At 50.0% G+C, this 14,395-nt stretch carries 12 protein-coding genes; 6 read left to right on the top strand and 6 right to left on the bottom strand.

Going from position 1 to position 14,395, the window contains the following annotated elements:
- Nucleotides 1-98: 98 nt before the first annotated feature.
- Nucleotides 99-2,180 carry an alpha-ketoacid dehydrogenase subunit alpha/beta gene (locus EFB08_RS05135; RefSeq protein ID WP_123125851.1) on the bottom strand — a complete coding sequence of 694 codons (2,082 nt, stop codon included), beginning with the start codon at nt 2,178-2,180 and terminating at the stop codon, nt 99-101.
- A gap of 130 nt (nt 2,181-2,310) precedes the next feature.
- Here EFB08_RS05135 and hemF point away from each other — a divergent pair, with 130 nt between their 5' ends.
- Both hemF and EFB08_RS05125 read left to right on the top strand, forming a co-directional pair.
- Nucleotides 2,311-3,207: an oxygen-dependent coproporphyrinogen oxidase gene (gene hemF / locus EFB08_RS05130; protein WP_227006224.1), complete on the top strand. Its 897-nt coding sequence runs from the start codon at nt 2,311-2,313 to the stop codon at nt 3,205-3,207.
- A gap of 1 nt (nt 3,208) precedes the next feature.
- Nucleotides 3,209-3,778 carry a phosphatase PAP2 family protein gene (locus EFB08_RS05125; protein WP_123125850.1) on the top strand — a complete coding sequence of 190 codons (570 nt, stop codon included), beginning with the start codon at nt 3,209-3,211 and terminating at the stop codon, nt 3,776-3,778.
- A 69-nt stretch (nt 3,779-3,847) separates the two neighbouring features.
- Here the strand turns inward: EFB08_RS05125 and EFB08_RS05120 are convergent, their stop codons facing one another.
- Together EFB08_RS05120 and EFB08_RS05115 are read right to left on the bottom strand one after the other, a co-directional pair.
- On the bottom strand, nt 3,848-4,435 hold the full coding sequence (locus tag EFB08_RS05120) for a riboflavin synthase (protein WP_123125849.1): 588 nt from the start codon (nt 4,433-4,435) through the stop codon (nt 3,848-3,850).
- 198 nt (nt 4,436-4,633) lie between these two features.
- Entirely contained in the window at nt 4,634-6,040 is a 1,407-nt protein-coding gene (locus EFB08_RS05115) for a sugar transferase (protein ID WP_123125848.1), read from the bottom strand.
- 181 nt (nt 6,041-6,221) lie between these two features.
- On the opposite strand from EFB08_RS05115, the gene EFB08_RS05110 reads away from it, so the two are divergent.
- The 3 genes from EFB08_RS05110 (at nt 6,222) to EFB08_RS05100 (ending at nt 8,213) form a co-directional block, all read left to right on the top strand.
- Nucleotides 6,222-6,872, top strand: coding sequence for a protein-L-isoaspartate(D-aspartate) O-methyltransferase (locus EFB08_RS05110; protein WP_123125847.1), 651 nt, complete (start codon nt 6,222-6,224; stop codon nt 6,870-6,872).
- Between the two features lie 133 nt (nt 6,873-7,005).
- Entirely contained in the window at nt 7,006-7,527 is a 522-nt protein-coding gene (locus tag EFB08_RS05105; RefSeq protein ID WP_123125846.1) for an acyl-CoA thioesterase, read from the top strand.
- Nucleotides 7,528-7,559: 32 nt separating this feature from the next.
- Entirely contained in the window at nt 7,560-8,213 is a 654-nt protein-coding gene (locus EFB08_RS05100; protein ID WP_123125845.1) for a hypothetical protein, read from the top strand.
- 82 nt (nt 8,214-8,295) lie between these two features.
- Here EFB08_RS05100 and EFB08_RS05095 read toward each other — a convergent pair whose 3' ends face one another.
- The 3 genes from EFB08_RS05095 to alaS all read right to left on the bottom strand — a co-directional run bounded on the left by EFB08_RS05095 (nt 8,296) and on the right by alaS (nt 13,690).
- Nucleotides 8,296-9,423: a TlpA disulfide reductase family protein gene (locus tag EFB08_RS05095; protein ID WP_123125844.1), complete on the bottom strand. Its 1,128-nt coding sequence runs from the start codon at nt 9,421-9,423 to the stop codon at nt 8,296-8,298.
- Nucleotides 9,424-9,441: 18 nt separating this feature from the next.
- A complete protein-coding gene (gene gatB, locus EFB08_RS05090; RefSeq protein ID WP_123125843.1) occupies nt 9,442-10,899 on the bottom strand; it encodes an Asp-tRNA(Asn)/Glu-tRNA(Gln) amidotransferase subunit GatB in 1,458 nt (485 codons plus the stop codon).
- A gap of 169 nt (nt 10,900-11,068) precedes the next feature.
- Nucleotides 11,069-13,690: an alanine--tRNA ligase gene (gene alaS / locus EFB08_RS05085; RefSeq protein WP_123125842.1), complete on the bottom strand. Its 2,622-nt coding sequence runs from the start codon at nt 13,688-13,690 to the stop codon at nt 11,069-11,071.
- Nucleotides 13,691-13,953: 263 nt separating this feature from the next.
- Here alaS and EFB08_RS05080 point away from each other — a divergent pair, with 263 nt between their 5' ends.
- A complete protein-coding gene (locus tag EFB08_RS05080) occupies nt 13,954-14,292 on the top strand; it encodes a MerR family transcriptional regulator (protein WP_123125841.1) in 339 nt (112 codons plus the stop codon).
- Nucleotides 14,293-14,395 lie beyond the last annotated feature (103 nt).

The raw sequence follows: 14,395 nt of genomic DNA, 5'->3' as shown, positions 1-14,395 counted from the left end.
TTAATAAAAGCGGCATTACAGTTGGATCACATGATTCTTTTAGGATGATAAATGAGAGTTTATCAAATGTTGGTTGTCTTTCCTGTTGTTTTGTTTACCTAATACTCCAGCAGTTCCTGCAAAGAAGCCCGAACCTTATCAGCGTTGGGCAGCATCATTTTCTCCAATTCCACATTCAGGGGAACGGCGGGCAGGTTCTCGGCACCCAGGGTAAAAACCGGGGCATCCAGGTACCGGAAACAGGTTTTGCTGATGCGGCCCGCCAGTGACTCGGCGAAGGAGTTCAGGAGCGGTTCTTCGGTTAGTACCAGCACTTTGCCGTGGCGTTTCACTGATGCTTCCACCGTGTCATAGTCCAGCGGATTCAACGTTCGCAGATCCACGATTTCCACTGAACCAGGAATTTGTTTGCTGGCCGCTTTCGCCCAGTATACGCCCATGCCATAGGTGATCACGGTGAGGCTGTTTCCTTGACTTAGCTGCTCCTCAGACGCTTGTTGTACTACGTGGGCTTTCCCCAATGGCAGGATGTAGTCTGCGGCAGGTTCGGTGGTTTTGGCGTCCTCGGTGCCGGGTACTTTAGACCAATATAGGCCTTTGTGCTCCAGCATCACCACGGGATTTGGATCCAAAAAGGCAGCTTTCATCAGCCCTTTCATGTCGGCAGCATTGCTGGGGTACACCACTTTGATGCCACGTATATTCAGTAGCGTAGATTCAATGCTGCCGGAGTGGTAAGGTCCGCCTCCGCCGTAAGCCCCAATGGGCACCCGGATCAGGGATTGAATCGGGAACTTGCCCATGCTCAGGTAACAGCTTTTTGAGAGTTCTTCCACCAATTGGTTGATGCCCGGCCAGATGTAATCCGCGAACTGAATCTCTACAATCGGCTTGGCCCCAACCGCTGACATTCCGGCGGTAGAACCCACAATATAGGCTTCCTGAATGGGCGTGTTGAATACCCGGTTATCGCCGTACTTTTTTGCCAATAAAGCTGCTTCCCTGAAAACGCCGCCTAATTCGCCACCTACGTCCTGCCCATAAAAGAGAGATTCAGGGTATTGTTTGAGCAGATCGTCTACGGCATGGAGGGCCGCGTCTACCATGGTGGTTTTTTCAGCGTTCTCCGGAGATCGGTCTCCAGTTTCCTCAATGATGGGTGTTGGGGCGAATTCGTGTTGGTTGAACGTAGCGGGGTCCGGGTTGGGAGCGGCAAGCGCTTTTTCATACTGGGCCTGTACTTCCTGCTTTACCTCCTGGGCTATGGAAATCAATTCATCGGCGGTGATGCCTTGTTCTAACAAATAGGTGCCAAGTTTTGGCAAAGGGTCCAGGAGACTATGTTCCGTCAGGTTATCGCCGCGGTACCATTCTCTTCTTACTCCGGAGGTATGATGTCCTAGTAACGGACAATTGGCGTGCACCAACACCGGACGTCGTTCCTGGCGGGCAATCCTGAAAGCTTCGGTGAGTCCGGTATAGGAATCCAGGAAATCGGAGCCATCTACCCGTAAGCGCTCCAGGCCTTTGAAACCGGCCGCGTATTCGTAGGCATCCATGGCCCGCATCTCGGTACCTTTCGCCGAGATACCCCATTCATTGTCTTGTACCAGGTAAATGATGGGCAGCTTTTTGAGGACCGCCATCTGGAAAGCCTCGGCTACTTCGCCTTCGGTCACTGATCCGTCGCCAAGGGAACAGATCACCACGCGCCCTTCTGCCGAGTCCATCAGGTTCTGAGATTCTAGATAGGAGAGCGCATGCGCCATGCCGGTAGCTGGAATGGCCTGCATGCCGGTGGCGGAGCTTTGGTGCGGAATTACCGGAAAGCCCTCTCTTCTGAGCGAGGGGTGCCCGTAGTAGGTTCTGCCCCCGCTGAAAGGATCGTCGCGCTTGGCCATGAGTTGGAGCATGAGCTCATACGGCGTCAACCCCAGACCCAATAAAATGGACTCATCACGGTAGTAAACCGATAGAAAGTCTTTCTCGGTGATATGAAAAGCCGTAGCCAACTGAATGGCTTCATGGCCGCGGGAAGTGCTATGTACGTATTTGCTGCAAATGGCTTTGTTTTCTTCGTAGGTGTCAGCCATGGCTTTTGCGGTGAGCATCAGGCGGTAGGCTTTCAACAGAAGATCCAACTCCACTTGCGGGGGAGCTTCAACAGAAGGTTGGTTCATAAGCTAACATTTGTTCGGATTTCTAAAGTACGGCATATCTGGTGAAAAGCAAAATCAGGAAATTATGGGGCTCTCCCATTTATCGCCTACTTTTGCCAGAACGTGGCCAAAACAGAACATGGAAATAGTAATGAGTGATACGATACAAAAATGGTTTAAGTCATTTCAGGAACGCCTCTGCAAAGACCTGGAAACCTGCGACGGGGAAGCCCGCTTTCAGGAAGACTACTGGGAACGCCCCGGCGGCGGCGGCGGCGCGGCCCGCGTGATCCAGAATGGAGCTGTTTTTGAAAAAGGAGGCGTGAATTTCTCTGCGGTGGAAGGCGTATTGCCCCCCAAGGCAGCGGCGGCCCTTCACCTACCCGATCCACATTTCTTTGCCACCGGGGTTTCTGTGGTGATTCACCCGCGCAATCCACACGTGCCCATCACGCACATGAACGTTCGGTATTTTGAAGCCGGAAATGGCGAAGCCTGGTTCGGCGGAGGCATCGACCTCACGCCCATTTACGTGAACAGAGATCAGGTACGGTTTTTCCACCAGCAATTGAAAAACACCTGTGAACGGTTTCATCCACTCTATTACCCTGAGTTCAAGAAGTGGGCTGATGACTATTTCTACATTCCGCACCGCGAGGAAACCCGGGGCGTTGGCGGCATCTTCTTTGATCGGCTCACCCCTACCCCCGAGATCACTTTGGAAGACCGGTTCGCGTTTGTGCAGGGCGTGGCAGACACCTTCGCTCCAACGTATACCACCATCGTAAACGAGAACAAGAACAAAGACTTCAGCTCCCAAGAAAAAGAATGGCAATTAATCCGGCGGGGCCGATACGTTGAGTTTAACCTGGTGAACGACCGGGGTACAAAATTCGGGCTCGAAACCAACGGACGCACCGAATCTATTCTGATGAGTCTTCCGCCTTTGGCCAGCTGGCATTACAGCCACGAACCGCAGGAAGGATCTGCCGAGGCTCAGGCCTTGGCTTGTTTCAAAAAAGACATTGATTGGGTAAACCTCCCCTAAAATGGACGAACTTATAGCCCTGGACCAGGCCCTCTTTCTGGAATTGAATAGTCACCATTCCCCTTTTTGGGACGTGGTGATGGTGTTGATTTCCAACAAGTACGTGTGGTTTCCTTTCTACGGCGTTCTGGTGGGGCTTTTCATCTATTTCTACAAAAGAAAAGGATGGTTGATGGTGCTTTCGCTGGGAGCCAGCGTGGGCTTAGCAGATTTTGTTTCCTCTGGTATCCTCAAACCCGCCGTCGGCCGGCTGAGACCTTGCCATGACCAATTGGGGGCCATTGTAAATGCTATTGACGGTTGTGGCGGTAAATTCGGGTTTGTGTCTTCGCACGCCGCCAATGCCTTTGCCGTAGCTATCTTTGTGATCTTGTTGCTGCCCAAAAAACAGTGGCTTCTCAAAGGCTTGCTGCTGATTTGGGCCATTGCCATCTCCTATAGCCGCGTGTACTTGGGGGTACATTATCCCGGGGATATTACATGCGGCGCCTTGATTGGAATAGCAACCGCCTGGCTCAGCATGTACTTCTACCGGAAAGTCTCTGAAGGCTACCCCTTCTGGCAGAACTAAACAGAGCTTACTGCTTAAGTAAGCATCCGTTTAAGTGCCGTTTTAAAAAACGAAGCCCAAAACAGATGCTTATTTCTGAAGCAAGCGGGCTACGTATTTCCCGATGATGTCAAATTCAAGGTTCACCTGGTCGCCGGGTTTCACCGCGTGCAGGTTGGTGAACTCATAGGTATACGGAATGATGGCCACCGAGAAAAAGTCATCCCCAGATTCCACCACCGTCAAACTGATGCCGTTCACACAGATGGAGCCTTTCTCAACCGTCACGTTTCCGGCAGCCTGGGGCTGGTACCGAAACCTGAAAAGCCAACTGCCTTGCTGATCTTTCACTTCTTCGCAGATGCCCACCTGGTCCACGTGGCCTTGCACGATGTGCCCATCATAACGGCTGTTGGCTAAAAGGCACCGCTCCAGGTTCACCTTATCTCCTTGTTTCAGTTGCCCCAGGTTAGTTCTGGAAAGCGTCTCGGCAATGGCCGTCACTGTATAGGCATTTTCCTCCAGTGCCACCACCGTAAGGCACACCCCATTATGAGCCACACTCTGGTCAATCTTCAACTCCTGCGTAAATGGACAAGCCAAAGTGAAATGCCGGTTAGACTGTTCATCCCTGATGGCTACTACTTCGGCCTGTGCTTCTATGATTCCTGTGAACATTTTAATGAGAGATTGAGTGGTTGAATGAACGAGAGAATAAGAAAATGAGTGATTACGTAATTGAATGATTGAGTGAATGCAGGTTGATTAATGTTCAATAACACAATAAAACATAAAGTTGAAAAATGTTAATTAAGGAAGCAGTGCTCAAACTTTACTTACATTCTCATTCATTCAACCACTCAATCTAACAATAAATCACTTCCCCCTTCCCTGGATGATGATTTTGATGGTGTAAAGCATTACCCTGAAATCCATTACCAAGGACATGTTTTCGATGTAAAGGATGTCATACTTCAGGCGGCGTACCATTTCCTGCACGTTTTGGGCATACCCAAACTTTACCTGGCCCAGGGAAGTAATGCCGGGCCTAACCCTTTGCAAATGTTTGTAATGCGGGGCGTGCTCTGTAATCAAGTCAATGAAGTGCTGTCGTTCGGGCCGGGGTCCTACCAAGCTCATTTCGCCAATCAACACGTTGTAAAACTGGGGTAGTTCATCCAACCGAACCTTGCGCATGAAGCGGCCCAGTTTGGTAACCCGAGGGTCGTCGTCTGAAGAAAGGGCGGGACCGGTTTTCTCGGCATCCAGGTACATGCTCCGGAATTTAAGGATATGGAAGGGTTTGCCGTGCTGGCCTACCCGCTCTTGCCTGAAAAACACCGGTCCGGGTGAAGAGGTTTTCACCAAAATGGCTAGTAAAGCATACAGCGGGGAAAGTAACGTCAATACCAGAATGGCGGCTGTTAAGTCAATAATCCTTTTCAGGAGTTGTTGCCATACGGGCATGAGGTCGCGTTTCACCTCAATCAGCGGGGTGCCAAACAAATGGGCCACCTTCACCGAACCCAACAGAATCTGGTAAACATCAGGCAGAATACTGATCCGGACGTCTTCTCCTTCTAGGGAACTCAGAATCTGTTCAATGAGCCGGTGCTCTGAAGGTTCAATTGCGATGATGACTTCCTTTACCTCCAGTTCTTTGATGACCTCGGGGAGCTTATGGAAAGATCCCAGGGAGGGAATTTCTTCCTGGAACGCGTGCGGCTGTGAAGGCTGGCTTTGAACGAAACCCAGAATACGGAAGCCTAGGTGGCGGTTGTTGCTTTCTAGCTCGTTATAGACTTCGCGGGCGTTACTGCTGGAGCCCACCACCACCGTATGAAAATAGACCTGCCCGCTATAGACCAGCTTTTTAAGGTGGCTTAAGACGTAGATTCTGAAAAACACCGAAAAAAAGAAATGCAGGAGGAAATAGATCCCGATGGGCCGGGAGTACACCTGAAACTTGTTCAGGTCTGGGTCTTCCCACAAAAAGGCCAGGTATATGGCAATAGCCCCCCCGAAGGACATTCCTGCCAATAAAACTACCTCCCGGAACCTGGAGATCCTGAAAATGTCACGGTAGCGGCCCAACAGGGTGTACAAGATCACCCAAAAGGAAGCAATGATGAAAGATCTGATTAAGAAAGCCGGGTTGAGGATGTCGCCCAGGTCAACAAATAAATAATTGTTAGATAAATAAAAGACAGACCAAGCCAAAAAGGCGGCTAGAAAATCTCCAAAAATTAATTTATAAACGTGGTGGTTTTGGGTGAACTGCATGGATTTTAGAAAAACAAGGCAGCAGAGTTTGGCTCCATTCTAGTACAAAGCTACAAGCAAAATCTAAACGCTTGGGTAAAAATTAAATTTCATGGGGTTGCCGGTCTTATTGCTAATTTCGCGTCATCGTATCTTTGGTTTTGGCCGCTTCACGTATAAAAGTTTACTACCTGACTCATTTATGCTCACAGACAGTTACCGACACAAAGGCATGCGCAAAAGCTTGGTGCGTATTGTTCAGGAAAAAGGAATCAAAGACAAGAAGGTGCTTCAGGCGATTGACCAGGTGCCCCGCCACTTCTTCTTTGAGAAAGCTTTCCTGGAGCAAGCTTACCAGGACAAAGCCTTTCCTATTGGGGAAGGACAGACTATCTCTCAGCCTTATACCGTAGCCTATCAGACCGAGCTCTTAGATGTGCGGCCCACCGATAAGGTCCTGGAAATAGGAACCGGCTCTGGCTACCAATGCAGTATTCTGCTGCAACTTACCCCGCACGTTTACACCATTGAGTACAACGAAGTGCTGTTTCACAAGGCCAATCGGCAGTTCCAGTTGATGGGGCTCTCCCCGTTCACTTTCCTGGGCGATGGCTCCGAAGGGTTGCCTCAACATGCGCCTTTTGATAAAATTCTGGTGACCGCAGGTGCGCCTATCATCCCTAAAACCCTTCTCCGGCAACTAACCTTAGGCGGCAAATTAGTGATTCCAGTGGGAGACACTGGTCTTCAGAAAATGCTGCGCATCACGCGTATGGGCGAGGATGAATTCACCAAGGAGGTTTTCGGCAACTTTAAGTTTGTGCCGTTGCTTGGCAAACAGGGCTGGCAATAAATTCTATTTTAGCCCCTCTTTTCAGAAAACAGGCCTGAAACAACAAGAAAAGGTCCTTATCGGTACCATAAAAAAGTAGGGTTGTTTTTGGGTTTCCGCTGTATCTTTACGGACTCAATTTCACTCCTTCTTTATGCGTAAGCAAAAACCCGTAAAAGATTCCTATGTAAGGATGACCGAGCTCGTCCTGCCCAATGACACCAACACGCTCAACAATCTCATGGGAGGCCGAATGATGCACTGGATGGACATCGTTTCTGCCATTTCAGCCCAAAAACACTCCAACCGGATCGTGGTCACTGCTTCGGTAGACAATGTATCGTTTAAAGAAGGCATAAAACTAGGTAACGTGATTACGCTGGAAGCTCAGGTGACGCGTTCTTTCAGTTCTTCCATGGAAGTGAACATCGTGGTTTGGTCAGAGGACATCCCTTCTGGAACCAAGGTGAAATCAAATGAGGCGTTCTTCACCTTCGTGGCAGTGGATCAATCGGGTAACCCAATAGACGTGCCGGAAGCGGTGCCTGAAACCGAAGAAGAGGTAAAACTCTACGAAGGAGCCCTTCGTCGCCGTCAATTACGCTTGATTCTGGCCGGCCGCATGAAACCAAACGACGCCAATGAATTGAAGTCGATCTTTGAACTGGAAGATTAATCTTGGTACGTTAGAACCCTAATCCTCACCACATGACTTCTTCGGTTAACGACCTTTTGTTTCTCCAGCAGCTGTATGGACAGGACACGCTTTACGTGGTTCCGGAAGAAGCCAATACAGAAGCCATTTCCTTGCCTAAAGCCGCCCAAGCGGTAGCTGCCCAAACTCCGGTAGCTTTAGAAGAACCTGTTCCTGCTCCGGTTTCCATCTCCATGGAAACACCAGAACCCCTGGCCCAAGAAACAGCTTCAGTTCCTGCAATAGAAATACCTGCACCCGCCGCTCGGCGGGAGGAAATTAAATGGTTAGGTGAAGCCGAGCGCGGAACCTATTTGTTGTTCGATGTTCCGGAGGAGGTTTTCGGAAGGCTGCCTCAGCATGCGTTTCTACAGAAAGTAATGGCAGCCGTGGGGTTAACCACCAGCCAAATAAAATTCGGGAATATGTCACGGGAACTGGAGCATGACGTGAAGCAGATTGCCGCCCAGAACAAAGCCAAACACATTATTCTGTTCGGTCAAGGATTACCGGTTGCCAACCTTTCACGCATGGAGTTCTACCGGATGTATCGGTTTGAGGAGTCACGCTTCGTTTTGGTGGACTCTCTGGAAGACATCGAGAAAAGCGTGGAGCTGAAAAAGAAACTCTGGGATGTCCTGCAAAAGATCTTTTTGCAGCAGAATTGATAAAACTGCCCTAAAACAGAAGAGGCTGTCCTAGATGTATAGGACAGCCTCTTCTGTTACAGGGCTAAAATAGCCTTAATTATTATGGCAACAGTGAAGCAAGTTTCTGTTCCAGCGCGGGTCCACGCAGGTTCTTGGCAATGATCTTGCCTTCTTTGTCTAAAAGAACGGTTTGCGGAATTGCGGTAACCCCGTAAAGTGCCGCTGCGCTGCTTTCCCAACCTTTCAAGTCAGAAACATGGGGCCAGGTAAGCTTGTCGTTTTCAATGGCTTTCAACCATTTGGCTTTGTCCTGGTCCAAGCTCACGCCAAAAATCTCGAAGCCTTTCTCTTTGTACTTGTTGTACATGCGCACCACATTGGGATTCTCCTGACGGCAAGGACCGCACCAGCTGGCCCAGAAATCAATGAGCACGTATTTGCCTTTCAGGGAAGATAAGGCTACCTCGGGTCCGGTAGGCGAAGGAAGTTTAATGTCTGGAGCTACGCTGCCCAACGCGGTACTGCGCATTTTAGACAAGCGTGCTTCCAGAGACTTGGTGTATTTTGAATTCGGCAACGATGCTTTAAAAGCGGCCGTGTTCATGCTGTCCACAAAGGTGTAGTGTTCATCCAGGTTCAGGATGTTGCTCGCCGTGTACACAGATACCACCGAGGTTGGGTTTGCTTTCACAAACGCCTTCAACTGGCTTTGGTTTTCTTGCTGAAGCGCCATGAACTTCTCCTGCAACCGTTGGATCTCGGCTTGGTTACCGGCATTGGCGGCCTCCTGGAACTGCTGGTTCAAGGCGGTGGCGTTTTGCTGCATGCCCTGCATGATGGTGTTCAGCTGCTTGATCAGCTCCGACTCCTTAGATCCCTGTATGGTGTAGCTCTGAGCCACTTTTCCGGAATCTGCGGTTACTTCAATGGCTTTGTTTTCCACCACCAGCATGATGCCTTCCTGGTTCTCGAACCCTAGTTTGTAGATGGCGGGCTCGGCTACAGAACCTTCCATGACAAACGTACCGTCTTTGTTGATGGTAGCCGTGTCAAAGGGCACAAACGCCTGCTCGCCCAATTCGTCCAGGAAAACCTTACCGGTGGTCATGTTGGTGATCTTCCCTGAAATCCGATAGCTTTTATCGGTATCGGCGGTGGTCACTCCTTTCTTTTGGCAGGCGCCCATCACCATCAGGGCAGAGGCAGCCACTATCATTTGCTTCTTCATCTTCTTATAGAATTGAGGTTATCTATCCAGACTCTCCTTCAATAACTTATTAGCTAACTTAGGATCTGCCTTGCCTTTGGTTTGTTTCATAAGATCTCCCATGAACATGCCCAACAAAGAGGCTTTTCCGGCTTTGTACTCGGCCACTTTCCCGGGGTTTGAAGCCAGGACCTGGTCAATGATACCCTGTAAAGCGCCCTCGTCCGATTCCTGCACCAGGTTCTGTTCGGTAGCCACCTGCTGTGCCGTTTTCTCCGGATTCTCCAGCAAATACGGGAAGATTTGCTTGGCGGCTACACTATGGCTAACCTTGTTGCTGTCTACCAATTCAATAAGGCCCGCAATCTGCTCCGGCTTTAAAGGGAAAGCATCTACTGAAAGTGCCAACTCATTAAGGTATGATTTCACCGGTCCACTGATCCAGTTGGCAGCAGCTTTGTAGTTTTTGGTATGCTGGCACAAAGTATCGAAATATAGCGCGATGTCCTTGCTGTCGGTGAGTACGCCGGCATCGTAGTCAGATAAGCCGTATTCCTGTGTGAAGCGGTTGTACAGCACCTGCGGCAGGGCCGGCATGCTATCTTTCACCTCTTGCAGCCATTCCTCGGAAATAATCACCGGCGGAAGATCTGGTTCCGGGAAGTAGCGGTAATCGTTCATGGTTTCTTTAGAGCGCATGCCGGTGGTTATGCCGGTGTTCGCGTCAAAGTTCCGGGTCTCAGAGTCGATAGTGCCGCCATTCTCCAGAACCTCGATCTGGCGGTCAATTTCGTGCTCAATGGCGCGCTGCACGTTCCGGAAGGAGTTCATGTTCTTTACCTCCACCTTGGTGCCCCACTTGTCAGCGCCTTTTTTCATCACCGAGATGTTGGCATCGCAGCGCAGAGAACCTTCTTCCATGTTACCATCACAGATCTCCAGGTACTGCACCAATTTCTTTATCTGGGTTAGGTACGCATAAGCCTCTTCAGAATCCCGGATGTCTGGCTCCGACACGATTTCGATCAACGGCGTACCAGCCCGGTTCAAGTCTACCAAGGTCTCAGTCTCGCCGGCCAAGTGCATGGACTTCCCGGCATCCTCTTCCATGTGGATGCGGGTAATCCCTATGCGTTTCTCTCCGCCATCTTTGGTTTTGATGTCCAGGTGTCCTTTGGTGCAGATCGGGGTTTTATCCTGGGTGATCTGGTAGCCTTTGGGCAGGTCGGGGTAAAAATAGTTTTTGCGGGCGTAATAGTTGTTCCGGGTAATCTGGCAGTCGGTGGCCAGACCCATTTTCATGGCCATTTCCACAACTTTACGGTTCACGCGCGGCAAGGTACCTGGGTGACCCAGGGTGATCACACTAAGGTTGGTGTTCGGCAACATGCCGTACTCCGTTGAATCTGAAGAATACGCCTTGCTCTCGGTGAGCAACTGAGCGTGCACCTCCAGACCGATGATGGCTTGGTATTGGGAACGGATCTCTTCGTTCATTTTTTAGTAGCACGTATCACGCAGCACGTAACACGATTTCTGTTTTAGGTCTATTTTCTTTAAAGTAGCCGATAAACGACTAGGATTAACTACAGCCATTTGCTTTAGCGGAAGTAAACCTGCTGCTTTTCGCCTGTTTTCTCACAAACAGCACCAAAGCAGCAGATGTTTAGGAAAGAAGTGACTCGGCCTTAGCCAAAGCTGCCTCTAAACCGGCTACTTCTTTGCCGCCAGCGGTAGCGTAGAACGGCTGTCCGCCGCCGCCGCCTTTGATTTCCTTGGCCAGTTCTTTTACCATTTGCACGGCATTCAAGCCTTTGCCTGAAACAACTTCATCTGACAGCATCACCGCCAATTGGGGTTTCCCTTCTACATCGGCGGCCAGCACCAGAACCAGGTTATCTACCACGCTGCGTAGGTCAAAGGCCAGCTTCTTGAGGTAATCGGCGGAGCTCACGTCTACGCGGGCAGCCAGGAAGTTTACGCCATCGCGGCTCTGCACCTGAGAAGCCAGCTTTTCTTTCTGGGCAGTTACCTGCTTCAGTTCAAAGGCTTCCAGTTGTTTGCGGAGGGCGGCATTCTCGTCCTGCAGTTTTTCAATGGCTTTCCCGAATTCTTTCTGAACGCCCAGGAGTTGTTTCACTTCCTCAAACTGGGTAATCTGCTCATCCACGAATTGCTCGGCCACATCTGCGGTAACGGCTTCAATTCTCCTCACGCCAGCGGCAACCGAGCTTTCGCTCACAATCTTGAAGAACCCGATGTTGCCGGTGTTGCCCACGTGGGTCCCGCCGCACAATTCAATAGAATAATCACGGTTGAAGGTGATCACCCGAACGAAGTCACCGTATTTCTCGCCAAACAAAGCCGTGGCGCCAAAGGCTTTGGCCTCTTCAATGGGAACGTTGCGGCGTTCGTCTTTCTCAATGGATTCCCGAATGCGCTCATTCACGATCTGCTCCACTTCGCGAAGTTGTTCCTCTGTTACCTTGGTGAAGTGCGAGAAGTCAAATCGTAATAATTTATCGCTTACCAAAGAGCCTTTCTGGTTTACGTGGTCACCCAGAACCTGCTTCAACGCCGCGTGCAACAAGTGCGTTGCGGAGTGATTTTTCTGGATCAGAGCCCGACGTTTGGTGTCAATCTTGGCGATTACCGGAGCATCTAAGTCCTTAGGAAGTTCCGCGGTGATGTGTAGGGTAAGGTCGTTTTCCTTTTTAGTATCCAGCACCTTAACGTTGCCAGAGGCTGATTCCAGTACGCCCGTATCACCCACCTGTCCGCCGCTTTCAGCGTAGAAAGGCGTACGATCCAGCACTACATGGAATTCTTTTTTGTTTTTTGTGGTCACCTGACGGTAGCGCACTACCTTTGCTTCCACCTGCTCGGCATCATAGGCCAGAGATTCGGTTTCTACGTCTGGTTGCAGAACCACCCAGTCGCCTTGCTCCGTCTGTGCCGCATTACGGGAGCGGTTTTTCTGCTGCTCCATCTCAATGGTGAATCCGGCCTCGTCAATGGTGAAACCGTTTTCTTTAGCGATCAAGGCCGTCAAATCCAAGGGGAACCCAAAGGTGTCATACAGTTCAAAGGCAGTTTTGCCGTCAATAGTATTCCCATTTCCCTTGAAGGTATCCTGTAAAGTTTCCAAGCGTTTTAAGCCGTTTTCCAACGTGCGCAGGAACGCATTTTCTTCTTCCTCAATCACGCGCTGCACAAAAGCTTGCTGCGCCTTCAACTCAGGAAACACGTTCGCCAACTGATCAGCCAGAACCGGAACGATGGTATTCAGGAACGGTTTTTTGAAGTTCAGGTACGTAAAGGAATAACGAACGGCTCGGCGCAAAATCCGGCGGATCACGTATCCGGCTTTGTTGTTGCTGGGCAACTGACCATCAGCAATCGTGAATGAGATGGCCCGAATGTGGTCAGCGATCACCCGAATAGCAATGTCAGTCTTCTCGTTTTGGCCGTAGGTCACGCCTGCCTCTTTGGCAATGTATTGAATAAGCGGCTGGAAAACGTCTGTGTCGTAGTTCGATTGCTTGCCCTGGATGGCCATGCACAAACGCTCGAAGCCCATGCCTGTATCTACGTGTTGGGCAGGGAGTTTCACCAAAGAGCCATCGGCTAACCGGTTGAATTCCATGAATACGTTGTTCCAGATTTCCACCACCTGCGGGTGGTCATTGTTCACCAGATCCTTACCGGAAATTTTGGCTACTTCCTCCTCTGAACGCAAATCAACATGGATCTCGGAGCAAGGACCGCAGGGACCCGTATCGCCCATTTCCCAGAAGTTATCCTTCTTGTTTCCCATCAGGATCCGGTCTTCGGCAATCATGGTCTTCCAGATATTGAAAGCATCCTGGTCCATGGGAAGGTTTTCAGAAGCGTCACCTTGGAAAACGGAAACGTAAAGCCGGTCCTTTGGTAATTTGTATACTTCCGTGAGCAGTTCCCAAGACCATTCCAGGGCCTCTTTCTTGAAATAATCACCAAAAGACCAGTTGCCCAGCATCTCGAACATGGTGTGGTGGTAGGTATCGTAGCCTACTTCCTCCAGGTCATTGTGCTTGCCAGACACCCGAAGGCATTTCTGGGTATCGGCTACCCGGGCGTAGGGCGCGGGTTTGTTGCCCAGGAAATAATCTTTGAAGGGCGCCATTCCTGAGTTGATGAACATCAGGGTTGGGTCGTCTTTCACCACAATGGGGGCAGACGGAACAATCTGGTGGCCTTTGGAGGCGAAGAAATCCAGGAACTTCTGACGAATTTCAGCGGAGGTCATGTATCTAAATAATTGCTTTCTTAAACTAGGCGCAAGGGCTTGTAAATGCGAAAGAAAAAGCGAATTTTTGCCATTCCTGCGCGCCTTACGCCTTCTGCAAAAGTAAGCTTTTTTGGCAAACTGCGGTGGTGGCCAGCGGGTTTTCGCTCTGTTTTTCAGAAAACAAGCTTAAAAGAGTCCTGAGTTCTGAGTCTTAAGTCCTGAGTCGGCTTGAGTGATTCCAGACTCAGCGCTCAGAATCCAAGACTCAGAACTAAACCAAAGTGCCTTACAAAGAACGAGACATAGAAAAGCAATATTACAGCATTGGAGAAGTTGCCGCCATGTTTGAGGTAGCTCCCTCGCTGATCAGGTTCTGGGAAACAGAATTCGATATCCTTAAGCCCAAGAAAAACAAAAAGGGAAATCGGCTCTTTTCACCAAAAGACATTGAAAACCTGCGCTTTGTGTACCATTTGGTAAAGGAACGAGGCTACACCATCCAGGGCGCCCGCGAAATGCTAAAAACCCGTGGCGTGCAGGCCAAAGACAAATTTGATATGATTCAGTCGCTGGAGAAAGTGAAGGAGTTCTTGATAAGCATCAAGTCACAATTACCGTAAGGATTCCTGAGTTCTAAGTCTAGAGTGCTGAGTGAGAACCAGATGACGTAATTACGTATACTCTTGCTCAGACTTTCAATTCCAGACTCAGAACTCCAGACTC

The sequence above is a fragment of the Rufibacter latericius genome, from assembly GCF_003721515.1.
Lineage (GTDB): Bacteria > Bacteroidota > Bacteroidia > Cytophagales > Hymenobacteraceae > Nibribacter > Nibribacter latericius.
Note: the sequence above shows the minus strand (reverse complement) of the source record. Positions and strands in the feature narration are given on the sequence as shown.

Coding starts and splice junctions, on each gene's coding strand:
- EFB08_RS05115 (WP_123125848.1), bottom strand. CDS start 6,040: ATGCAGTTCACCCAAAACCACCACGTTTATAAATTAATTTTTGGAGAT.
- gatB (WP_123125843.1), bottom strand. CDS start 10,899: ATGAACGAAGAGATCCGTTCCCAATACCAAGCCATCATCGGTCTGGAG.
- EFB08_RS05110 (WP_123125847.1), top strand. CDS start 6,222: ATGCTCACAGACAGTTACCGACACAAAGGCATGCGCAAAAGCTTGGTG.
- hemF (WP_227006224.1), top strand. CDS start 2,311: ATGAGTGATACGATACAAAAATGGTTTAAGTCATTTCAGGAACGCCTC.
- alaS (WP_123125842.1), bottom strand. CDS start 13,690: ATGACCTCCGCTGAAATTCGTCAGAAGTTCCTGGATTTCTTCGCCTCC.
- EFB08_RS05100 (WP_123125845.1), top strand. CDS start 7,560: ATGACTTCTTCGGTTAACGACCTTTTGTTTCTCCAGCAGCTGTATGGA.
- EFB08_RS05095 (WP_123125844.1), bottom strand. CDS start 9,423: ATGAAGAAGCAAATGATAGTGGCTGCCTCTGCCCTGATGGTGATGGGC.
- EFB08_RS05125 (WP_123125850.1), top strand. CDS start 3,209: ATGGACGAACTTATAGCCCTGGACCAGGCCCTCTTTCTGGAATTGAAT.
- EFB08_RS05120 (WP_123125849.1), bottom strand. CDS start 4,435: ATGTTCACAGGAATCATAGAAGCACAGGCCGAAGTAGTAGCCATCAGG.
- EFB08_RS05105 (WP_123125846.1), top strand. CDS start 7,006: ATGCGTAAGCAAAAACCCGTAAAAGATTCCTATGTAAGGATGACCGAG.
- EFB08_RS05135 (WP_123125851.1), bottom strand. CDS start 2,180: ATGAACCAACCTTCTGTTGAAGCTCCCCCGCAAGTGGAGTTGGATCTT.